Consider the following 22,313-nt stretch of genomic DNA (forward strand, 5'->3'; position numbering starts at 1 on the left):
ATAACGACTAGTTTTTTGTACTGTTTAAACGGTGTTTTCAGATTATATCACTAGAATACCGATTAAAAAAGGTGAGACACACTGCCAGTACATGAATATAATAGTGAAAAATTTTATCCCGTTCTATTAAGGCAATATTATGATTATCGGTGTACCTAAAGAAATAAAAAACCATGAATACCGTGTAGGTATGGTCCCTGCTAGTGTTCGTGAGTTAGTAAACCACGGCCACCAAGTTTTTGTTGAATCTGATGCAGGTATGGGCATTGGCTTCACTAACGAAGATTACACACTGGCAGGTGCAGAAATTCTAGCAACTGCTGCTGAGGTTTTCGCAACAGCAGAGATGATTATAAAAGTAAAAGAGCCACAAGCCGTTGAACGTGCAATGCTACGTGAAGACCAAATTCTTTTCACTTACTTACACCTTGCACCAGATCTTCCACAAACTGAAGACCTAATCAAAAGCAAAGCAATTTGTATCGCATACGAAACAGTAACTGATTCACGCGGTGGTTTGCCACTACTTGCACCTATGAGTGAAGTTGCTGGCCGTATGTCTATTCAAGCTGGTGCACAAGCACTTGAAAAATCAAACCATGGTCGTGGCATGCTACTTGGCGGCGTACCGGGTGTTGAGCCAGCTAAAGTTGTTGTTATTGGCGGCGGCATGGTTGGTCGTAGCGCAGCACAAATGGCTGTTGGCCTTGGTGCTGAAGTTGTCGTACTTGATCGTAACATTGACGTACTACGCGCACTTGACGCTCAGTTTGGTAATAAAGTTAAAGCGATTTACTCAACAGCTGATGCACTTGAAAAGCATGTACTTGAAGCTGACCTAGTAATTGGTGGCGTACTTATCCCAGGTGCTGCTGCACCTAAACTAGTTACTGCTGAACACATTAAAGCAATGAAGCCTGGCTCTGCAATTGTTGATGTTGCAATTGACCAAGGTGGTTGTATCGCAACGTCTAAAGCAACAACTCACGCTGATCCGACCTTCATCGTTGATGACGTTGTTCACTACTGTGTTGCTAACATGCCAGGTGCTGTACCACGTACATCTACTTTCGCACTTAACAATGCAACATTGCCTTTCATCATTAACCTTGCAAACAAAGGTTATAAGAAAGCATTACTAGATGACGCTAACTTCCTTAAAGGTCTTAACGTGATCAAAGGCCAAGTAACTTACAAAGAAGTTGCTGAAGCCTTCAACATGCCATACGTAGATCCACGTACTGCTGTTGAAAACGCATAACTAGCGTTTAGAATAATAAAAGCCTGTGAACATCAGTTCACAGGCTTTTTTTATATCACCAAAAAAGTTTATTACAGCTTACATTGTGGGTTTTTACCCGCCGCTTTTGCTGCTTTTTGCTCATTTAATGCTTGTGGTAATTTTGCTTGTAGCTCTTTAATGCGGTTAGCAGGTGCTGGGTGAGTAGACATAAATTCAGGTGTATTACCACTGCCTGCTTTACTCATATTCTGCCAAAGTGTTACGGATTCTTTTGGATTAAATCCGGCTTTTGCCATTAAATCTAAACCCACTTGGTCGGCCTCAGATTCATGAGAGCGACTAAATGGTAAAATAACGCCGTACTGCGCACCTAAACCAAGACCTTGCATAATTTCGTTACGATATTGTACATTGCCCATTTCAAGTGCGGCACTGCCCGCTTGCATACCTGTTTGTAGCAAGGAACTTTGTGATACGCGTTCATTAGAGTGCTCAGCAATTACATGCCCTACTTCGTGCCCGATAACGGTTGCTAGCTGATCTTGATTTTCAGCCACTTTTAACAACCCTGTATGCACACCAATATAGCCACCGGGTAATGCAAACGCGTTAGCTGAATCGTCTTCAAATACCACCACTTCCCACGCCTGAGTTGCGTACTGTTGCGGTAATACTGCAATCACATCGTCAGCAATACACTTTACATACGCATTTACTTGAGGATTATTATTAATTTTTTGATTCTTTTTCATATCAGCAAAGCTTTGCTGACCCATCTGACTCATTTGTTGATCAGAATAAAGCGCAATTTGCGTGCGCCCTGTTGGTGATGTTTTACAACCCGCTAATACAGCGGTGGCAAGCACAGCCAAAACTAATTTTTTCATTGTATTCTCTTAACTAACAATTTAATTGTTCTTAGAATAGCAAACCAGCCTGCAATTGAATATATCGACTGCCAGTAAAAACATCTGTTGCGTTATATTTCTGTTAAAGGCGATAGTTAGCATGCAAACTAAGTACCCAAGACTAATTGTCGCTGTTACAATAGCAGCCTCTTTTTGTTTAATGGGTTAGTCATGCAGGACTCGGTTTCTTTAAATAAACGCATTCTATTACCTTTACTCGCCAGTATTGTTGCAATTACGCCACTGGCAATCGATATGTATCTTCCGGCAATGTTAGTCATTGCTAACGACCTTAATACCACAATGCCTAATGTACAAATATCGTTAAGCATATATTTAGCTGGCTATGCGCTGGGAATGCTATTTTTTGGCCCAATCGCAGATCAAATTGGTCGTCGCGTGTTAACGAAGGTCGGCTTAGCATTGTTTGGCTTAAGCTCTGTCGCATTGGCCTTTTGTAATGACATTCACCTATTTTGGGCTTTGCGGGGCGTACAAGCATTCACAGGTGCTGCAGCAACCGTTGTGGTGCCAGGGATAATTCGTCATATTTATAAACAAGATACTGCTAAAGGAATGTCGTATGTATCGATGATCATGATGGTAGCGCCCTTAGTCGCACCAACGGTTGGATCAATGATCATGGGCTTATCTCACTGGCAAACAATCTTTTTAGTACTGGCTAGTTACAGCTTTGTTATTTTAGCCTTGGTACAAATATACTTAATCGATATCCCTATTTTCAAAAGCCCGATGAAAGGTTTTGCACTATTTTTCGATAGCTATAAAACCGTATTTAAAAATAAAGATACCCGAGCAGATATAGCCAGCTCAATGTTTGTCTCATTCGGCTTTTTTTGCTTTTTAACTGCAGTGCCCTTTGTATACCTTGATTACTTTAAAGTATCAGAACAATTATTTGGTGTTTTATTTGCTTTCAATGTCATGGCGCTAATGTTTGGTAACTTTTTAAATACCCGCCTAGTACCACGTATTGGTTCACGAAAAATGCTGTATTATGGATTAGCGGTCGGCTTTGTAGCTGGCAGTGCCCTACTCACATTTAGCATATTACACCTATCGCTGTATTTTATTGTTGCAGCTATTGCTCCTCTGATGATGAGTTTAGGGGTTACCGCTAGTAATGCTGATGCATTGATCTTAATGCAGTTTGAAGAGCGTTCTGGCACCGCTACGGCGGTTATTGGTACATTGCGCTTTGGCAGCGGTGCATTAGTCGGTCCAATTTTAGCCTTAATGCATGCACAAAGTGCGGTACCATTTTCAAGCTTAATGTTCAGCGCATTAGTATTAACACTAATAGCCCAGCTTTGGCACCGAGCTAGAAACAAAAAAAATGCCCGTAGTTAACGGGCATTTTTTTACTAAGCGACTTATTTATTCAGCTGCTTTAGATACCATCACCATTGCAGGGCGTAATAAACGACCATTTAATGTATACCCTTTTTGCATCACTGCTAATACAGTGTTAGGTGTTACATCATTGCTTGGTTGAATCGACATTGCTTGGTGGAATTCAGGATTAAACTGCTCACCTTGTGGGTTAACAATTTCAACACCAAATTTTGCAACCGCATCGTTGAAGCTTTTAACTGTCATATCAATCCCTTCAAGCAATGGCTTTAAGGTTTCGTTTTCTTTGTCTGAGAACTCAATAGCACGTTCTAGATTATCAATAACAGGTAATAATTCGTTAGCGAACTTTTCAAGTGCAAATTTATGCGCTTTTTCTACATCTTGTGCAGCACGGCGACGAATATTATCAACGTCTGCAGCGGCACGTACTACGCTATCTTTTTGGTTTGCGATAGTTTGTTTCGCATCTTCAAGCTCAGCATAAAGCATAGCAATTTCAGCTTCAGGGCTAACTTCTTCGCCTTCGTGCGCGTCAGCAGCTTCTACAGCCGCTTCAACGTCTGCTTGCATTTGCTCTAATTCTTCGTTTAATTCAACTTCTTGCTCTGGTGATTTTGTCTGCTCAGACATAATTTAAGTGCTCCAATACTTTTCAATTGCGGTAATTATGGGGATTGAATCAAAAGATTCAAGAGCCAGATGACTCGATTAATTTAAATTCTTGAATGATTGCTTCAATTTGCGCCGATTTAGGACAAATTACACAAAAACGACTTTGATATTCTTGATTTTGAAAATACGGCACGCTGATCACCATCAGTTCGTCACAATCAGTAAATGGCAATTGTGACGTATTTAAAACCGACACACCATTTTTAAAAGCTAACTTATCTTCTACAAAGTTCAAAAATGAGACACCAATATTTAAGCTTTGTTCACAATCAATTTGCCGATATAAATAATTTTCGCCGACCACGATACTGTTATCTGAGCCTAATTTATGGCTCAGCTCACGGGTCCATTGATTTAACGAATCATGACAATTTCGTGGTGCTGTATTTGCCATTGCTTGCATACGGTACAAGCCTTCCATTAAAGTTTGTTGACTGAATACAGTATTAAGCCAAGTAGCGAATTGATAACGTACGATGTCAGACGCATCATCCGGCTTATGAATACAAATGTTATGGCTTTGCCCTGCTCTATCTAACAATAAAATAAGCCAATCATTGCTGTCAAAATCTAATACTTCAACTCTAAAAACGTGTTGAGAACTTACTTGCGGCAGACCAACGCAGCAACATACTTGATAACGCTGGCTTATACCATGCGCCATCTCGACTAATTGCGCTTGTGCAGGCTGCCAATACTGCGCAATTTGCGACAGAGGGAAAAATTCACTTAGCCAATAATCAAACCCGGCATTAGTAGGTACCCGTCCAGCAGAAGTATGCGGTGAATACAGCAGGCCTATTTTTTCTAGGCGCGACATCGCATTTCTAACTGTTGCAGAACACACAGCCATACCTTTTTGTTTGGCAATACGGCTTGACGCGACAGGTTGACCTTCACCATTACAGTACAGGCTCATCACGGCGGAAAATATTTGCTGATCTCGAGGGTTTAAATTCATAGTATCTACATCTTGCTGCATACTGGGGATATCGGGGCGTAGTGAGTTTATTTCAAGGTTATTTTCAAACTTGTCACTTTTGAGTTACTCTACTGATATTAATACTATTGATGCGTTTATCATGGAATCACCGTTTAAAACCATAGGTTTAATTGGCAAACCAAATCACAGTGGTGCAGCTGCAACTTTACAGCGCTTATACACTTTTTTAAATGCGTTAGGATTTGACGTGTTATTAGAGCAGAGAACCGGTCATCAATTAACCAATGTCCCCAAGGAAAAGTTAGTCAAACTGGTTGAGCTTGGCGAACGTGCCGATCTCGCTATTGTGGTCGGAGGTGATGGTAATATGCTTGGCGCAGCAAGGGTACTAGCCCGATTTGATGTTGCTGTTATAGGCGTAAACAGAGGCAATTTAGGTTTTCTAACAGATTTAAACCCAGAAGGCTTTGAAGCTAGTTTAGAACAAGTATTAAGTGGTCAATATCTTGAAGAAAAACGCTTTTTATTAGAAGTAGCAGTTTATCGCCATGGCGAATTAAAAAGTGCTAACTCAGCAGTGAATGAAGCCGTTTTACATGCCGATAAAGTCGCTCACATGATTGAATTTGAAGCCTTCATTAATAACGATTTTGTTTTTTCTCAGCGCTCTGATGGTTTAATTGTCTCAACCCCTACTGGCTCAACAGCCTATTCGCTGTCGGGTGGCGGGCCCATTTTGACCCCTGAACTAAATGCAATATCATTAGTGCCGATGTTTCCGCATACATTATCAAGTCGACCATTAGTAGTTGATGCCGATAACGAAGTACGCTTAAAGCTCAGCTTAGAGAATACCGACAGCTTACAAGTCAGCTGCGATAGTCATGTGGTGCTTGCTGTATTGCCTGGCGATGAAGTGATAATTAAAAAAGCAGATAAAAAACTGCGCCTGATCCACCCCAAAGACTACTCTTACTATCATGTACTTCGCACTAAGCTCAACTGGGGTAGTCGTTTATATTAATTTTATTGCGCTCATTCAGACTTTAGAGCAAAATGAGCTGAATTCATTTATTACCTTTTCAAGGGAAATCAAACCGCAATGACGTATGTTGTTTTCTTTGCTTTATTATTATTGATAACACTGCTTGGCAGTTATCTAATGATTGAAAATAATCGCCGAAAAGCGCTTGAAGCGCAAAAAAAGCTATTCAATAATCGCGTTAAAGAAGTAACTCAACAGTTAAAAATTAAATTAAATGAGTACTGCGACGCAAAAATAATTCGTCCTAAATACATCCCAAGAATACAAGTTATTGCCAGTAATTTCTTTGTCGTACAACCTCATACTGACGAAAACTTATTGTATCTTGAACGCATAAACGAGTCATTGATCAGCACGATTAGTAGTGAGTTGGCAAAAACTTATGTAACAGGTGAGCGAGATGCACTAGCTGAACGCTTAGATTTTTTTGTGGCTGAATTACCCATAGCCGGTGTTGCTTACAATAAAACGTTTTACCATGAACTTTTACCATCCATGATTAAAGTTTTACGCACTGATGATTTATCTGCGAATCCAGAAGATTATGCCAAACCTGTTGATCCTGAAACTAATTTTGAGAAATCAACCAGTGAGTAAGTAATAAACTAGATAGCGACATTAAAAATTAATTTGCAAAAACCCAAAACACTGTATAAATTAACAGTTAATTGACTGGATGGATGAACAGTATGTTAACTGGGTTAGAGATTAAAAATTTTGCAATTGTAAGCAATTTAAGCACCGAGTGGCAAAGCGGTATGACAGCCATTACGGGTGAAACAGGTGCCGGTAAATCTATTGCTATTGATGCCTTATCTTTATGTTTGGGTGAACGTGCCGAAGCCTCAGCTGTTCGCCCAGGCACTGAGCGCGCTGAAATATGCGCCACCTTCGATTTAACCAACCTCCCCTTGGCTAAGCAGTTTTTAGAACAGCATTTGCTATCGAATGATGAGCAAGAGTGCTTACTTCGTCGTGTGGTGTGTAAAAATGGCCGCAGCAAAAGTTATATTAATGGCACCCTAGTCACTGCAGCCCAACTAAAAGAAATCGGTCAGTACTTGATCTCTATTCATGGTCAACATGCTCACCAATATTTGCTTAAAAGCGAACATCAACTCCAGCTATTAGACGCTTATGCAGGTCATCAACCTCTGGTTGAAGCAGTGCGCCAGCATTATCGTAATTGCCAAAACTTACAAAAAGAATTTACCGCGCTCGAACAAGCCCAGTTGCAACAAGCAGCGCAAAAGCAATTATTAGAGTACCAAGTAGCTGAGCTTGATGAGTTTGCTTTACAACCAGATGAATTTTCGCAAATTGAAGCCGAGCATTATAAGCTCAGCCACAGCCAAACTATTATTGAAGCATGCCAACGTGAGCTACAAAGCTTATACGAAAATGACGAGCAAAATGCCTGTTCCCTATTACAACATAGCGCGCAGCAGTTTGCTGAGCTTGCGGGGTTTGATGAAAGCCTAACTAGTGTGGCTGCTTTACTCGAAGAAGCGGCTGTGCAAGTTGAGGAAGCGAGTCGTGAAATTCGTAATTATGCAGAGCAAGCTGAACTTGATCCGAGCCGACTAATCGACGTTGAAACACGATTAAGTGGTGCGATGGATTTATCACGTAAACACCATATTAAACCAGAGGACTTAGTTGAGTTTCACCAAAGTATCACACAAGAGCTTGAGTCGATTAGTAATAACTCTACCCGTTTAACGCAACTTGAAGGTGAAATTAACCAAGCATTAGCAGCTTATCAGCAAGCTGCGCAAACCCTAAGCGAAAGCCGTCATGAGGCCGCGCAGACATTAAATACATTGATCAGTGCAAGCATGGCGCATTTATCAATGGAAAATGGTGTGTTTGAAATCGCCCTTACACCACAACCTGAAAAAGCACCAAACAGCCTAGGTTTTGATAATGTAGCGTTTTTAGTATCAACCAACCCCGGGCAGCCATTACAACCACTGTCTAAAGTCGCCTCTGGCGGTGAGCTGTCGCGTATAAGTTTAGCGATACAAGTTATTATTGCGCAAAAAGTCACTACGCCAACGCTTATTTTTGATGAAGTGGATGTAGGTATTTCTGGACCAACTGCAGCAGCTGTAGGCAAGCTTTTACGTCAATTAGGTAAATCAACTCAAGTTATCTGCGTAACCCATTTACCGCAAGTTGCCAGCTCGGGGCATCAGCAGTTTTTTGTGGCCAAAGAAATTGCCAATGGCGAAACCTTTACACAAATGTTGCCACTCAGTAAACATGGCCGTATTGATGAAATTGCCCGTTTACTTGGTGGTGATAACATCAGTAAAACAGCCAAAGCTAACGCAAAAGAGTTAATTATGGCGCATGCTTAATTAAGCTAAAACAAAACCTACGTTTAGACTATTTTTAAATACAACCATCTATTAAGCCTTACTTATATAAAGCAAGGCTTAATAACTAACAATAGAACACATATAAATCATGACGATAACAACATTGCCAATAAAATTAATTAGCCTTCTTTTTTGTTTTACACTTTTAACGGGTTGTAATGATTACTTTATAAATACCACGCAACTGACAAATAGCACATGGCAACCACTTTTAGTCATTGCATTTATTAGCCTATTTTTGATCCCATTAATTAGCTTAGCGCTGCTTATATTTAGTCAATGGAAGCACCTTCAGTTTAAAATAACTCTGCAACGTTATTTACATGGCTCACTTGTTTTAATGCTCGCCATAGCATGGTTTATCGAATTAAGCTTAGTGCAACGCGCTGATAACCGTATGGATTTGATGTTAACGCTGTGCGCGCTAGCCACTCAAATGGTATTAGTCGTGGCTGCTTTTGTACTTGTTAATAAACAACAAAAAATGCACCACCGCGCTAAAAACTTTCTGTAAAGCACTGTTTAAAATAACAATTAAAAACATTTACTTTACACAATTGACACATTTAATTTGACAACATACACTCAATAAAATAAAAAATCGATGGAATGAATAATGAGCGCTACACAATCTAAAATCACCCAGCTAAAACGTTGTTATGCAACATTACAACTGGGTGTTGCTAAAGCTGATGGCCGCCTTACTCTTACTGATAACCTGCTGCATTTTGAAGCCCTCAATAAACAACTTAACTTAGGTTGTTATGCCATCAAACTTAATAATATTTCCCATGTCGAAAAATGCGCAGCTAAAGCCGGCGGTTTAATCCCTATCACCACCGCTGGAATCAAAATAACCACCAAAGAAAATTATCATCTAGAGTTTATTTTAGCTGAACCCGATGAATGGCTTAATTGCCTGCAAGCGAGTCATTAAGTATTAAAGGAAAGGTACTAGGCTGGAGGTTCTAGGCGCTAGGAAAAGCCAAAACAGTTCGGCGTTAAATTTATCACCTTAGATTGTGGTTGAGAGCAACGAAACCCAACGATGAATGATTAAAACTGAATGACGGCTTAGAGCGAAATAGACAGTAGCTCTAACACTCTTTTGGACATTTCTGAGTTAGAGCCGAAGGACAGATCTGTGCCAACAACGATCTTGCAAAATGCAGACGACCCCATTTCTTTTGATTAGCATCTATTTCAAAACTCAATTTCTAGACATCGTTACTTAACTACTAACTTTGCAATTCGGGTAAGTGTTTATTTTAAGTTTAGGAAGAATGGCGTATATAATAATTTCTTATTGTAAATAATTATTAATATAAAAATTTTAATGCTGCTTACATCTACACTCTATTAAAAGTATAAAAGTGAGAGTCTAATAATGCAGACAATCACTTTTAGGTCCAGTACTTTACTTAGTTCATATAGGTGCAAGTATATGTACTACCAGAAGTTGGAGTACAAGTAACTCTTCCACCTGTAGACCCTAACCCAGAGCCTACAAATCTCACACCGGAACGCCTTGCAGAATCAAAAAAACTCCTGAAGCTAGTTTCTGTATTTTTATGAAAGCGATAAGTTTGAGTGTTTTTTGTATCTAAAACCGGCTTAATAATATTGCCATCTACATCAACTCCGCGCACAAAGTCCCACTGTATTGCTTTATCAGTAGCATATGCTAATACAAAAATTGCAGTACTGTCATCATTAAAAGATACTTCAATTAATATTCTGTCTAAATTCATCTTGTTTGAAAGTTTTCCAGCCATTGAAGCATAAGCGGTAAATTTATCGACTACCGTTGAATTATCTGCGTAATGTTTTGCTACATCATTTTGTAGTGCACCATAACTGACTAAATCCCAAGCGCTTTTAGCTATACTTTCAGGAACAACTTTAGCTTCTAAATCTGTAATACTTTCTTTTAATTCAATGGTTGCATTGGAGAAACTATAAAATTTATTGAGAGTTTTTTGTTCAACACCATAAATTTCCGCTGTTGTGCTGTAATCATTAACGCGTCTATCAGGCATCCGCCCCCCACGCCCGTCTGGTTCACCATCAAACGAAACGTAGTGGTATCCAACCAGCTTTTTAGTAACCTTAAATTTATGAATAATAGTTTTATCCAAATTCATAACATAAACTTTAATGGCTTGGTCAAGCTTTGCCTCTGATTTAGCAGAGATTTGAAATTGTTCAACCGATTTACATGAACTACATTCTTTATATATAGGTTCTTCTACTTCTTTTATGGCTGCACTGCTGTTTGCGGAAAAAAAGCCAACTGCTAACAATGAAGCAATGAAAAGTTTATTCATATTAAAATATTCCTAAGTAGTTGTTTATAATATCCCTGAACCTTGAATGTAACCTTTTCGGGTCCAGTCATCAACCTTTCATATATTTTTATCAGTCGCTCTTGTAAAGAATACTTTTTTAATTGTATAAAACTCATTTGATCCCCAGCACTAAAACTGGACACAGTAATAAGCAATGTTATTTAGTTCAAATGCTTCAGGACTAAGATAGCCAATAGCACTATGCCTTCTAACTTTATTGTAATCAACTTCAATGTATTCAAATACTACTTGGCGCATTTTTTCCTATTCATAATTGGCTCCCCATGAATAGCTTCGACTTTCAATGAGTGGAAGAAGCTTTATGCGCAGGCGATGTCCCAACAATTTCCTTTTCTGCTCATGCTTTGCTGTAATCCATGATTTTGCAGCATGCAAAAAACTGGACAGACATTGGCACTAAACGATGACTGAGGCGAAAGCCAAAGGCCTAATTAATCCTCAATTATGCTTAACCACCTAAATTATATGGCGTTCTTTATTCAAGACACTGTGCATATTCACACCAATCGACGTCATGACTGGATGAATAGTCATATTTAAAGTGAGTTTAAAAAATAACAACTTGGTATTTTGAATAAAAAGATCAAGAAAACACAGCTGCCTGCTTGACCGGAACTTTCTAATGGATGACCCCTTCGACTTTTCTGAGCAGATCACTCAATTGAATTTGGCACCAATTGAATACTTTCATTGAACCTGATCTTCCCCAAAACAACAAAACCAGCTTCCGCTGGCTTTGAGTTGAGAGCAAATAAATTGCTTTGTGGAATCCTAGCCCCGACTAGCGAGGCTTTGGGTTCAAAAATTGAATTTGTAAATGTATTACATATTCCTACCAACCAATGAGCGTATCGGCTATTTGTTTTCCTTTATCTTCATCAGACCATTACAATGCAGTCTTCGTAACCAATGGGATCAGTCTGCATAAAACGCCCCAGATTCGGATTGTAAACTCGTGCCTTGTAGTGATAAAGCTTAGTACCTGGGATTAAGATTTGCCCTGTATATCTAAAACGCGATGAGCTGGTATTAATTGGCTCACCAAATGGGCCGTATTTATGCGTACCGACAATTGAACCTGAGCCATTCGTTATTACATGATAAGTTGCCACTTAAGACTTACCAAGGGCAAAAATCAAGACGCGACCCCATTAACTTTTTCATCAACAAGTTTTAAAGGTCCATTTTCCGTTTCTTGGACAACTGAAGGACTAAACGGCCACTAAGGAAATAGGCCACTACACAAAGCCCCGCACGCGTGCAGGGCTTTGGGGGAGCTGTATTTGGTTTTTATAAGGCTAAAAGAAAACTGACTCTAGTGACATCAATACGTTTTGCTCCATTTAATTTAAATGAATTACTTCTATGAAAGTTTATCATCTAGTCTTGCTAGTTTATCGCCCAAAAAACAACCAAACAGCCCTAAAGAAAACACGAACAAAACTAAATATCTCAACGATTTAATCCATTCGCTTTTATTTTCCTCAATATCTTGCAGTGATAGTTCAAAGTCACTTCCAATACGAATAGCAAAAACAATTGCTTCTTTATTTTCCAACTCCACAGATAGTTCAATGTACGAACCTAGATGATTAGACAACTCATTACTCAACTCGATCATTTTGCCATTCCAGCGAGGATACAAGTATTTATTGGAATCGCCTTCCAGCACTACGTCTAAGTTTAAACCGTTGTTATGGAAACTAACCATTTTTCCATGAACCGAGATTAGTTCATTTTGAGAAGGAACTTTGGATTGAAGCTCCCCCCAAAACAGAACACTTAGACTTATCACAATCAAGAGTGATCCGCAGATTTTATAAAAGCTATTTAACATGCTATGCACCATCACTTTTTCTTTTGTTCTTCTAATACTGTAGCTATTGCTGCTCCGGCTATATCGGTTGCGAGTGAGGGGCCAGCTACGGCGGCAGGAATGCGTGCAGCAAGACCTGTACCTGCTCCTTCAATACCCTTTTGAATCACTTTAGTGGTATCAATGTTGACAGAGTTACCTTGGGATATATCCCTACTCGCGTCTGCCACTACCTGAGTGGTTGCCCCAGAAACACCGCCAGAAACGGTAGAACCCAACATTTTCGCAACTACTTTAGCACTACTTTGCTTAGTCGCTTGTTGAGCTGCAACTTTGACGCCTATACTGGCTGCGGTTCCAGTTGTTCCTCCAGAAACAGCTCCAATCAACGCACCAAATCCTCCAGCGATAGCCGCTTCAGTTTTACTTAAGCCCATATCCCGAGCTTGGTGATAAGCAGTGTATCCACCTATAAGGGCACCAACTGCTGGAATCAAAAATGCGAACTCTCCCGTCGGATCCGTCGCATTAATCGGATCATTCCCCACATAAGCATACCAATTCATGCCGTCTTCGTAGCCGATAGGATCAGTCTGCATAAAACGCCCTAATTCAGGGTGGTAAACCCGTGCTTTGTCGTGATAAAGCTTAGTACCTGGGATTAAGATTTGCCCTGTGTAACGGAAACGCGATGAGCTGGTATTAATCGGCTCTCCAAATGGGCCGTATTTATGCGTAGCGACAATTGAACCTGAGCCATTCGTTTCACTAATAATTGAGCCGCGCTCATCTGCGTGTAAATAGCGCTTGTTGCCTGTGCCACTGCCTTCATACCACACCAGCGGGTCATCTTCGCCTATACCATGAACATAACGACGTAATAGACTACCGCTGCTGTTGTATTCCGCAACTAGTTCGTTTGCATCGTACAAGAAGGTTGTTTTAGTGCCATTGAGTGTTGAGTAATTTAATCGTCCCGTCGCATCATAGCCAAGCGCTAAACTGGTGCCGGACTTAGACGCAGACGTTAAACGGTTATGCGCATTATAATTATAGCTCCACCCATCATAACTTTTTAGGTTACCGTTATTATCATAGGTTAAACTTTTACCACCAACACTGGTGTATTGGTTTAAATCATTGGTGAACAAATAACGATGACACCCATTGTAATTTGTTTATTAAAACTGAATCACTTTCGTCATGCTTTACATTTACCACGAACGGTAAATTCCAAGTTTAAGATGGGTGTCATCATTAATTTCTTTTTTAGCACATCAAAAATAGTGGAAATATCACCTAACAATCAGTTAATCAAAACCGCTAGCGTTAGCCTTTATCAAGTTATTGCGAAGGCTACAAAGCCCAAGTCCAGATGAGAGACTTTCAACTTTTGCGCCACGGATTTTCGCCTGAGCAGATCAACCAATTGAATTTGGCACCAAACGACTATTTTTATTGACCCCAAAAAAACAAAACCAGCTTCCGCTGGCTTTTATTTGAGAGCAAAGCCATTTTGCTAGGTTGAATCCTAGCCCCAACTAGCGAGGCTTTGGATTTAATAGTATTCACTTGCGCCTTGGTTGAGAATCACCGCTAATTGCATATCTAAAAATATCAAAATGAGCGAAGTAGCAAACAAACCACATTATTCCAGCAAAAATGAAAAATATTTTCTTAGCAAAAATAAAAGACCAATCCATTAAAAACGTCAATACAGTTACTGCAAAGAGCATTGCTAACACGTAATAAAACGGATAGACAATAAGGTATCTAAACAATAAACATTTATTCATAAATATAAACCCCTATAACTCATTTGTACTAGCAACTTCCGTCTCTTTGACAAGAACTGGCTTTTACTGCGGTAGATGACATAGCCGAAGTAGCAGCACTTGTCGCAGCAGCAGCTCTCTCTCCCGGTTGGGTTGAAGTGAAGGCTGGATTTGCTCTAGAGTTACCTAAAGTTCTATGAGCCGCATTTGCTCGAACAGAACCTGAAGCTGTACCACCTGCTACACCAGTAACAGCACCAACTAATGCCGCATCACCTACTTGTCCAGCATCAATTGTACCAGTGTTAACCAACTGATTAGCTGCATTATTTACTGCTCCGCCTGTTGCTCCACCTACCATACCAGAGGCAGCACCTGTAGCAACTTTTGAAGCTCCGTTTGCAAACGCATTCGCTGGTTTCGTTGCTGCGGAAATTACTTTCCCAGCTAACTTACCAGTAGCACCACCAACTCCACCAGACAAAGCCCCAATCATAGCTGATTGCATTACAGCGCCACCATCTATACTAGACAATGACTTACCCTCAAAGGCAACTTGAACAGCGATTTCTGCTACTGCACCTACAACTCCACCAATAAGGAAATTCATGAATTTACCCGTTGGGTCATTTTTATTTAATGGATCATTACCTACATACGCATACATATTCATCCCATCTTTATAGCCAATGGGATCAGTCTGCATAAAACGCCCTAATTCAGGGTGGTAAACCCGTGCTTTGTAGTGATAAAGCTTAGTACCTGGGATTAAGATTTGCCCTGTATATCTAAAACGCGATGAGCTGGTATTAATTGGCTCTCCAAACGGGCCGTATTTATGCGTAGCGACAATTGAACCTGAGCCATTCGTTTCACTAATAATTGAGCCGCGCTCATCTGCATGCAAATAACGCTTATTACCAGTGCCACTGCCTTCGTACCACACCAGCGGATCATCTTCACCAATACCATGAACATAACGGCGTAATAGACTACCGCTGCTGTTGTATTCCGCAACTAGTTCGTTTGCATCGTACAAGAAGGTTGTTTTAGTGCCATTGAGTGTTGAGTAATTTAATCGTCCCGTCGCATCATAGCCAAGCGCTAAGCTGGTACCTGACTTAGACGCAGACGTTAAACGGTTATGTGCATTGTAGTTATAGCGCCAACCATCATAACTTTTTAAGTTGCCGGTTAAAGCTTACCAAGGGCAACAGTCAATACCCCATTAGTTTCATTGGCACTGAACGATGACTGAGGGGAAAGCCAAAGGCCTAACTAATCCTCAATGATGCTTACTACCTAAATTATATGGCGTTCTTTATTCAAGACACAGTGAATATTCACACCAATCGGCGTCATTACTGGATGTATAGTCATATTTAAAGTGAGTTTAAAAAATAACAACACTTGGTTTTTTTGAATAAAAAGATCAAGAAAACATAGCTGTCTGCTTGACCGGAACTTTCTAATGGGTGACCCTGCCGACTTTTCACAGCTTGTGCCAGCGAATAACAATCGCTTTATCATTTAGCCGTTCCGCTTTTTTATCATCTACATACAGCACTAAATGAGTGTGGTTACTCATGACTGCATAAGCGCACACGTCAATACAAAATACCTTGGCTAACTCTAACAGTTTATCTTCAACCCAGCCCCTGGGTGCTCGTAGGATTGACCAGTAAAATGGTCTTCTCCACATAAAAATACACGGCGCACGCAACGTGAAATACAGTGGTAGTACTTTGTATCTGCCAAACTTACTTGACGTTTTTTTGCGATAGCCATAAGACATCCTGCTTGTTTTTTACACTAAATAAAGCGTAGTACTTTGAGCGTAAAAGTGAAAAAAATTTGAGTGGATGTCTAGTTTAAATTTATACAGGCGGTGTTTCTCCTGCTCAATTAGAGGAAGCGTATTTTTTCTGAGTTAGGAACTGTCTAGCAAAGTCTTGAAAGTCCAAATCTAAACTTAATCAGATTTAAAAATTAAAAGCCTCGAGACTAGCGAGGCTTTGCTTTGAATAATTAAACTTTGATATTTATTTTAAGTCCAGCCTAACCCTTTCTATCTCTGAACGGTTCTTTCTAAGTATTGAGAGAGTTTCATCATCAACCCACTTCAAGTCTCCTAATAAAGAATTAAAGATAAATTCATCAGGCTCAGAAGAAAAAACCAGTTTTTTTAGTATTTCACTACCCGATTTATCTTCAACCTTTACGTAGCAGTCAAAACTTTCAGTACCATGATGGCATTCTAGTTTAGCTATTAGCTTTCTATTCCTACTATTTTTCTTCTTAAACTCGTATATGTTTACAAATTTATCTTGATAAACAGCATCGTAAGCTTGCTTAAATGGCTTCGAAGGCCAACTTAATTTTTCACACAACTCTAATAGTGAGTGGTATAAAACGTTTAAGAGCCGTTCCTTTTTAGCTTGCCTATCAAGACTAGATAACTCATCAAAATCAAAAGCTTTATAAAATTTTAGAACCGAACTACTTTCCTCAATTGTATTCACTCTTTCATCTGGCTCACTTAATTTGATAATTACCCGATAAACCCCTTTTGTGTCGAACGCTTCAAAATGCCTTTCGAAATGTGCGCAAATACTACGATTGAATAACGTAAATTCACGTGACTCCTCAAGTGGTAATTTGAATCCCCATAGAGAAAACTCTTTTAATTTCATATAGTACCTTTAATAGATCTTAGGTCTTTTATTGTCCGGTAGTTCATGACCAGCTTTACGTAACCCCTCGACTAATTGACCTTCTTTTTGGAGTACATTTGCTCTCCCTTGAATACCCGACTCTAACACTGTAGCTGTATCTCCCTGCTTTAATTAAGAGTTGGCTCTCGGAGAACTAGCATTTTCATTTAACGGTTGACCACTCACACCAACCTTCTTAATGTTACCATCCGCGTCTTGGATCATATAAAAATGTTGTTCTTTAGTGCTAGCAGCAGAATTACCGTTAACAGGTTTAGCATCAATACTACAGGTATTGTGAACCCATATATTCGTTTTACCAACAAAATATGTGTGATCAATGTCTACAGTAAAATTATAAGCATATTGTGGTTCTTCATTAACTTGTATATCCGCGATAGTAATATCGTTTTCAAACTTTGGTCCAGAAACAATAGTGCCAACTTCAATATTACCAGCCGCTAACCACCCTAGGTTATCTACATAAAATGGATGTTCTGCTGTTGTGGTAATAGACTCTTCTACGCCATTCTCATCTACAACTGTAAATGTAATAGTTTCTTCATGCCAGTCCTTAAAAGTATCAGTGACTTCTCTCCATGAAATTTCACCTGTTTCATCATTTTTGGACAGGACAATATCACCTTTTTTGACCTCAATAATTGTCTTGTATCCATCAATAGTTGAAATCAAAGTATCTGGTGTGAAGCTACAACCTCCAGGTTTAATAGCAGCTTTCGAATAACCTTTTGAGTTTGCCTTAATAACTTTAGCTAAACGCTTCGCTTTTTGTAATGTTTTAGCCGGGTTTACAATTCCTACAGCAGCATCAGTCACCACGCTACCTAAACTTAATGATCCTGTTTCGGCATAGTTTAATGCAGTTTCTCCATCATCATGTTAATTCCTTTTATATACAAACCGGCTATTACATTGCGTATAGATAGATGCATTAAAAAAGCCTCGGCTAGTGAGGCTTTGGATTCAAAAGATTTAATTAATTACTATTTAAATTAGTTCCAGTTGTTCCACATCATATCCTCGTTGCGCCAAAGCCCTTTTCCTTCTTTAAGCTTCATTACCAGATCTAATGTGGGGTCATACAATACAAGTGTACTCAGCGGAACGACTCTTGTATCCTCTTTTTTCACATCCGGACCTGCCCCTGAAAATAGCTCCCATTGATCAACTTCCCACCTCATTGCCTCAGTTACAGCGGCTCCCTTTAGGGCCTCTAAATTTGTCACTGCTGAACAATTTTTAGGTAACCCACTTGGGTAACTACGATCAAACCAAGACCACACTCTATTATTTGTGTCGTTCATAGGTAAATCACAATTCGGAACATCGATTGTCATTAATTGCTTTGGTGGTATTATCTGCATCAAACAAATTTTATCTGCTTTATAATAGTCGATAGCACCTAATGGCAAATTGTTAGACCAAGATTCACCTGCTTTTTTCAGTTCAAAGCTTCCACTTATGTTTTCCACATTAAATGAGGATGCACTAGGGTTGTTCATCAAGTATTTCGCTGCACAATCTACTATATTTTTGGCTAATTGAGCCGAGAAATAAGCTCCCCCGCCAAAAAGTAGCTCCACACCAAGTTTTTCATGCAGCCCTATGGTATATAAAAAGCGCGGTGAACTTCCCCCACTTATGGTATACACAAAATGGCCGTGACTCTTGATAGCATTACCTATCGTATTTAATGCATCATTTTCATTCATTTAATCTACTTCTCTTCGGGGTGTGGTTAGGATTAACACCTAAACAATACGCGTCAGGTGATAACAGTAAAATGTCTGGTATTACTAAGCGCGGTAACAGTTACCTAAGAAAACAACTTATTCATGGCGCTCGCGCGATTATCGCCAGAAGCCATCATAAAAAAGATGCGCTAAGCCAGTGGATAAACCCGTTGCGCGAGAAAAAATATCTTAATTGTGTGGTGGTTGCCACCGCACACAGATTGGCCCGACTGATGTGGATATTGCTGACCAAGCAAACCCTCTACTCACCTGGTAATCCCCTGTTTGCGAGCTTCAAGCTGCAATTGTATTTTTCCTTTTATTAAAGCGTTAACTCCAAAGAGAATTAAGATCAATACTAGAATATCGGATTCATAAAAACTCATTTTAAACATTTCTCTATTTTAAAAAAAACATACAAACTGCCAATAAACGGACAAAGCACCGTGATCGCACAAACTTTGTTACTTCTAAAGAACTAAGCTTCTAATGAATAAAAAGTCATTACTATGGAAGTTCTAAATATCGTCTGTATCTTTTGACCTTACATAATTTTTCACCACAAAATTCAATAGTCAGGTTATTGAAAAAATATTTTGAGTCTATATAAAATCGCCATTTATTCGATTTTTCAAATGATAACATTTTTAAATCAGTTAAATTTTTACTAATTTTTTCTGGCACCTTCTTACCCGAAATATATAACTCTATATTAACTTCATTCTCAACATTAATTGCACCAATAGCTTTCAACACCTTTGGCAATTGATTGAAAACATCCTTTTTAGATGAACCAATTGTTAATTCATAAGAACTTCCAGACTCGACAGTTTCATTAATGCTAGTAAAGTACAGCATTAATACACCAATTAAGATAACCGATATTATCAATAGTCCCAACACCTTACTGGCTCCTAATAGACTTATATTCATAGACTTCTCCTTACTCCTTAACAACTAGTTCTTTTGATTCTAGAGCCAGTACAGGTTACCTTATCCTTAAATGATACTCTGTTAGTTACTGTACTACCGGGTTGCGGCTTACCGTTATTAACAAATGGTATCCCACCATCCGAACCTTGGGCAACAGCTCCTGCACCACTATTACTATTAGCACCACCTTGCCATTCTGGAACATAATTATATTCATTATTTTCAACCAATGAATCTGCTAATGCTTCAACGGCTGAATCAGAGGCATCAATTTGTCTGTAGCTTGATCCTGAATCCTTTTTTCCTAAAGAAAGCCAATGATTTCTATCAGCATCTTGAACTTCACCAAACACTCTTCCCACTTTTCCAGAATCATTCTGGCCAAAAGAGATTATTGTTGCATTTTTCTCTCCCAATGACTCTGCGTTCGCTACAATAAAATTGTGGTTTGGCCATAACCTTCCCGGATGTTTTTTTACAGCCTGTTGTTTTGTTAATGGTAGGCTTACTAAGTACGAAGTTTCTCCTGTAGGATCAATTTTGTTAACAGGATCGTTCCCCACATAAGCATACATATTCATCCCATCTTTATAGCCAATGGGGTCAGTCTGCATAAAACGCCCTAATTCAGGGTGGTAAACCCGTGCTTTGTAGTAATAAAGCTTAGTACCTGGGATTAAGATTTGCCCTGTATATCTAAAACGCGATGAGCTGGTATTAATCGGCTCTCCAAATGGGCCGTATTTATGCGTAGCGACAATTGAACCTGAGCCATTCGTTTCACTAATAATTGAGCCATATTCATCTGCATGTAAATAGCGCTTGTTACCTGTTCAGTTTCATTAGACCATTACACTTGAAGGTTATGAGCTAGCCAAGTCTCTTGATCTAGAAATATGATCAAGAGACAGCGACTAGCGAGGCTTTGGATTCAAGTTTTATTACCACCAACCAGAGAGTTCATCGCCAATTACCTTGCCTCTGTCTACAGGAGAGAGGGAGTAAAATTTATCCTTATCCTCCTTTGTTTTCAGCGAACTTTTGTGAATCACAAAGCAAAGAATTAAATAAGGAATAAACAAACCTATTGTGATAACTATGAAAAATACAGCTTTTTCAAAGTGTGAGCCATTTAAGCCAAAAAGTACAATTGGTAAACCTATTCCAACCAACGGCCAAAGTAAGTTTTTATAGGCAGTTAATATTGCTGAAACAAGCACCTGCTTGTTCAGCAAATTTTTTGAAAAATAACTATCGTTGCTCATTAACAACTTCCATCTTTGTTTGTACATGTATTGGAACTCTGCGTACTCTCGGACTGCTGACTCATATATTCCATACCTTTTTGAGCAATAGTTCCAGCGGGTACAGGGCTAGTGATACTATCAACAACCTTTACAGCCGCGCCTTCCGTTAGACTTTCGCCTTTTCTTCCAGCTTGAATTGCTCCTACAGCAGCCACTTTAGTAGCACCATCAACTCCTGCAATAACTCTTTCTGTCTTCGTAGTTAAGTTAACTGTTTCTTTACCTACTTTAATTGCCCCAGTTACCCCACCTTTAACTAACTGAGTCCCCATCGCTCCAACAGAACCTAAAGCAGCGGAGATAGCAACACTCCCATAATCAGCGCCAGCAAGAGCATCACCGAAACTCGCGCCATCACTCATAGAATTATAGACCTGTGTAGCCAAATCAATACCACCACCGATAGCAGCACCAACTAAGAAGTTTAAAAACTTACCAGTAGGGTCAGTATGATTGAACAAATAACGATGACACCCATTGTAATTTGTTTATTAAAACTGAATCACTTTCGTCATGCTTTACATTTACAACGAACGGTAAATTCCAAGTTTAAGATGGGTGTCATCATTAATTTCGGTTGTGCTAAAAAATCGTTCGATAAAAGCGTGGAAAAATCGTCATAATCCTGCCAAATCTTATGATAAATAATTTGGTAAACGTTATGACGATAATTTTGTAAACAACAACAGTTAACGAGACCCCTAATTACTGAATCTGATAGTGAATAAAATATCGCCACCTTTAAAGAATATATGAACAGCAATTCCAAACAAGGTCGCAAACAGTCCAATACTTCGCGCTTTTCCCCCCATGAGAAGCACACCTTTTTTAGTAGATGGTTCGCCGCCAATAATTGTATTGATCCCTTGTTTTCCAACCTCAAACTGTAATTCAATTTTCCCTTTAAAAAACGAATTAACCCCAAATAATATTAGTAGTACAACTGCTACATCAGATTCATAAAAACTCATTTTAAGTGTTTCTTAATACTAAAATAAACATACAAACTGCCGACAAATGGGCATAGTATAGATATCGCGCAATATTTCACTGATTCTAGAAATGTGAACTTT

21 protein-coding genes and 5 pseudogenes are annotated in these 22,313 nt (G+C 39.3%); 8 read left to right on the plus strand and 18 right to left on the minus strand.

Translation table 11 applies throughout. The features are described 5' to 3' along the window. Positions 1–139 precede the first annotated feature (139 nt). A complete protein-coding gene (gene ald, locus PSR9079_RS18140; protein WP_149982720.1) occupies positions 140–1,261 on the plus strand; it encodes an alanine dehydrogenase in 1,122 nt (373 codons plus the stop codon). A gap of 71 nt (positions 1,262–1,332) precedes the next feature. Here the strand turns inward: ald and PSR9079_RS18145 are convergent, their stop codons facing one another. Beyond that, a complete protein-coding gene (locus PSR9079_RS18145; RefSeq protein ID WP_145242210.1) occupies positions 1,333–2,130 on the minus strand; it encodes a M48 family metallopeptidase in 798 nt (265 codons plus the stop codon). A 192-nt stretch (positions 2,131–2,322) separates the two neighbouring features. On the opposite strand from PSR9079_RS18145, the gene PSR9079_RS18150 reads away from it, so the two are divergent. Then, positions 2,323–3,522: a Bcr/CflA family efflux MFS transporter gene (locus PSR9079_RS18150; protein ID WP_145242208.1), complete on the plus strand. Its 1,200-nt coding sequence runs from the start codon at positions 2,323–2,325 to the stop codon at positions 3,520–3,522. Positions 3,523–3,549: 27 nt separating this feature from the next. On the opposite strand, the gene grpE is transcribed toward PSR9079_RS18150, so the two are convergent. Beyond that, positions 3,550–4,158 (minus strand): nucleotide exchange factor GrpE, encoded by a 609-nt coding sequence (grpE, locus tag PSR9079_RS18155; RefSeq protein ID WP_145242206.1) that lies wholly within the window; start codon positions 4,156–4,158, stop codon positions 3,550–3,552. A 58-nt stretch (positions 4,159–4,216) separates the two neighbouring features. Beyond that, a complete protein-coding gene (locus PSR9079_RS18160) occupies positions 4,217–5,182 on the minus strand; it encodes an HrcA family transcriptional regulator (RefSeq protein WP_149982721.1) in 966 nt (321 codons plus the stop codon). A gap of 100 nt (positions 5,183–5,282) precedes the next feature. On the opposite strand from PSR9079_RS18160, the gene nadK reads away from it, so the two are divergent. The 5 genes from nadK (at position 5,283) to PSR9079_RS18185 (ending at position 9,509) form a co-directional block, all read left to right on the plus strand. Continuing rightward, positions 5,283–6,167, plus strand: coding sequence for an NAD(+) kinase (nadK, locus tag PSR9079_RS18165; protein WP_145242288.1), 885 nt, complete (start codon positions 5,283–5,285; stop codon positions 6,165–6,167). Positions 6,168–6,245: 78 nt separating this feature from the next. Continuing rightward, the gene (locus PSR9079_RS18170; RefSeq protein WP_149982722.1) at positions 6,246–6,785 is read left to right on the plus strand and encodes a hypothetical protein; all 540 of its coding nucleotides are present in this window, start codon (positions 6,246–6,248) and stop codon (positions 6,783–6,785) included. 92 nt (positions 6,786–6,877) lie between these two features. Continuing rightward, positions 6,878–8,551 carry a DNA repair protein RecN gene (recN, locus tag PSR9079_RS18175; RefSeq protein ID WP_149982723.1) on the plus strand — a complete coding sequence of 558 codons (1,674 nt, stop codon included), beginning with the start codon at positions 6,878–6,880 and terminating at the stop codon, positions 8,549–8,551. Positions 8,552–8,660: 109 nt separating this feature from the next. Then, the gene (locus tag PSR9079_RS18180) at positions 8,661–9,086 is read left to right on the plus strand and encodes a hypothetical protein (protein ID WP_145242198.1); all 426 of its coding nucleotides are present in this window, start codon (positions 8,661–8,663) and stop codon (positions 9,084–9,086) included. 102 nt (positions 9,087–9,188) lie between these two features. Beyond that, positions 9,189–9,509: a hypothetical protein gene (locus PSR9079_RS18185; RefSeq protein WP_145242196.1), complete on the plus strand. Its 321-nt coding sequence runs from the start codon at positions 9,189–9,191 to the stop codon at positions 9,507–9,509. A 484-nt stretch (positions 9,510–9,993) separates the two neighbouring features. Here PSR9079_RS18185 and PSR9079_RS18190 read toward each other — a convergent pair whose 3' ends face one another. The 10 genes and pseudogenes from PSR9079_RS18190 to PSR9079_RS18240 form a co-directional block, all read right to left on the minus strand. Further along, entirely contained in the window at positions 9,994–10,899 is a 906-nt protein-coding gene (locus PSR9079_RS18190; RefSeq protein ID WP_149982724.1) for a hypothetical protein, read from the minus strand. Between the two features lie 150 nt (positions 10,900–11,049). Continuing rightward, a pseudogene (locus PSR9079_RS18195) lies at positions 11,050–11,300 on the minus strand (IS3 family transposase); the annotation flags it as partial. A gap of 519 nt (positions 11,301–11,819) precedes the next feature. Next, on the minus strand, positions 11,820–12,053 hold the full coding sequence (locus tag PSR9079_RS18200; RefSeq protein ID WP_149982725.1) for an RHS repeat-associated core domain-containing protein: 234 nt from the start codon (positions 12,051–12,053) through the stop codon (positions 11,820–11,822). Between the two features lie 251 nt (positions 12,054–12,304). Further along, entirely contained in the window at positions 12,305–12,778 is a 474-nt protein-coding gene (locus tag PSR9079_RS18205) for a hypothetical protein (RefSeq protein ID WP_149982726.1), read from the minus strand. An 11-nt stretch (positions 12,779–12,789) separates the two neighbouring features. Next, the gene (locus tag PSR9079_RS18210; protein ID WP_149982727.1) at positions 12,790–13,908 is read right to left on the minus strand and encodes an RHS repeat domain-containing protein; all 1,119 of its coding nucleotides are present in this window, start codon (positions 13,906–13,908) and stop codon (positions 12,790–12,792) included. 673 nt (positions 13,909–14,581) lie between these two features. Then, positions 14,582–15,700: pseudogene (locus PSR9079_RS18220) on the minus strand (RHS repeat-associated core domain-containing protein); the annotation flags it as partial. Between the two features lie 327 nt (positions 15,701–16,027). After that, a pseudogene (locus PSR9079_RS18225) lies at positions 16,028–16,320 on the minus strand (transposase); the annotation flags it as partial. A gap of 254 nt (positions 16,321–16,574) precedes the next feature. After that, positions 16,575–17,225 (minus strand): hypothetical protein, encoded by a 651-nt coding sequence (locus PSR9079_RS18230; RefSeq protein ID WP_149982729.1) that lies wholly within the window; start codon positions 17,223–17,225, stop codon positions 16,575–16,577. A 153-nt stretch (positions 17,226–17,378) separates the two neighbouring features. Continuing rightward, a complete protein-coding gene (locus PSR9079_RS18235; protein ID WP_179959216.1) occupies positions 17,379–18,083 on the minus strand; it encodes a polymorphic toxin-type HINT domain-containing protein in 705 nt (234 codons plus the stop codon). A 176-nt stretch (positions 18,084–18,259) separates the two neighbouring features. After that, on the minus strand, positions 18,260–18,979 hold the full coding sequence (locus PSR9079_RS18240; protein ID WP_149982731.1) for a hypothetical protein: 720 nt from the start codon (positions 18,977–18,979) through the stop codon (positions 18,260–18,262). A 17-nt stretch (positions 18,980–18,996) separates the two neighbouring features. Between PSR9079_RS18240 and PSR9079_RS18245 the strand changes: the two are divergent. Beyond that, a pseudogene (locus tag PSR9079_RS18245) lies at positions 18,997–19,326 on the plus strand (transposase); the annotation flags it as partial. A 181-nt stretch (positions 19,327–19,507) separates the two neighbouring features. On the opposite strand, the gene PSR9079_RS18250 reads toward PSR9079_RS18245, so the two are convergent. The 5 genes and pseudogenes from PSR9079_RS18250 to PSR9079_RS18270 all read right to left on the minus strand — a co-directional run bounded on the left by PSR9079_RS18250 (position 19,508) and on the right by PSR9079_RS18270 (position 22,211). Then, a complete protein-coding gene (locus tag PSR9079_RS18250) occupies positions 19,508–19,933 on the minus strand; it encodes a hypothetical protein (RefSeq protein WP_149982732.1) in 426 nt (141 codons plus the stop codon). 17 nt (positions 19,934–19,950) lie between these two features. Further along, positions 19,951–20,748: pseudogene (locus tag PSR9079_RS18255) on the minus strand (RHS repeat-associated core domain-containing protein); the annotation flags it as partial. 126 nt (positions 20,749–20,874) lie between these two features. Beyond that, entirely contained in the window at positions 20,875–21,198 is a 324-nt protein-coding gene (locus tag PSR9079_RS18260; RefSeq protein ID WP_104643000.1) for a hypothetical protein, read from the minus strand. Next, on the minus strand, positions 21,198–21,701 hold the full coding sequence (locus tag PSR9079_RS18265; RefSeq protein WP_149982734.1) for a hypothetical protein: 504 nt from the start codon (positions 21,699–21,701) through the stop codon (positions 21,198–21,200). Before PSR9079_RS18265 ends, PSR9079_RS18260 begins: the two co-directional genes overlap by 1 nt. 240 nt (positions 21,702–21,941) lie before the next feature. Beyond that, positions 21,942–22,211, minus strand: a complete 270-nt coding sequence (locus PSR9079_RS18270; protein ID WP_149982735.1) for a hypothetical protein — start codon at positions 22,209–22,211, stop codon at positions 21,942–21,944. Between the last annotated feature and the right edge of the window lie 102 nt (positions 22,212–22,313).

This window comes from Pseudoalteromonas rhizosphaerae (assembly GCF_902498845.1).
GTDB classification, from domain to species: domain Bacteria; phylum Pseudomonadota; class Gammaproteobacteria; order Enterobacterales; family Alteromonadaceae; genus Pseudoalteromonas; species Pseudoalteromonas rhizosphaerae.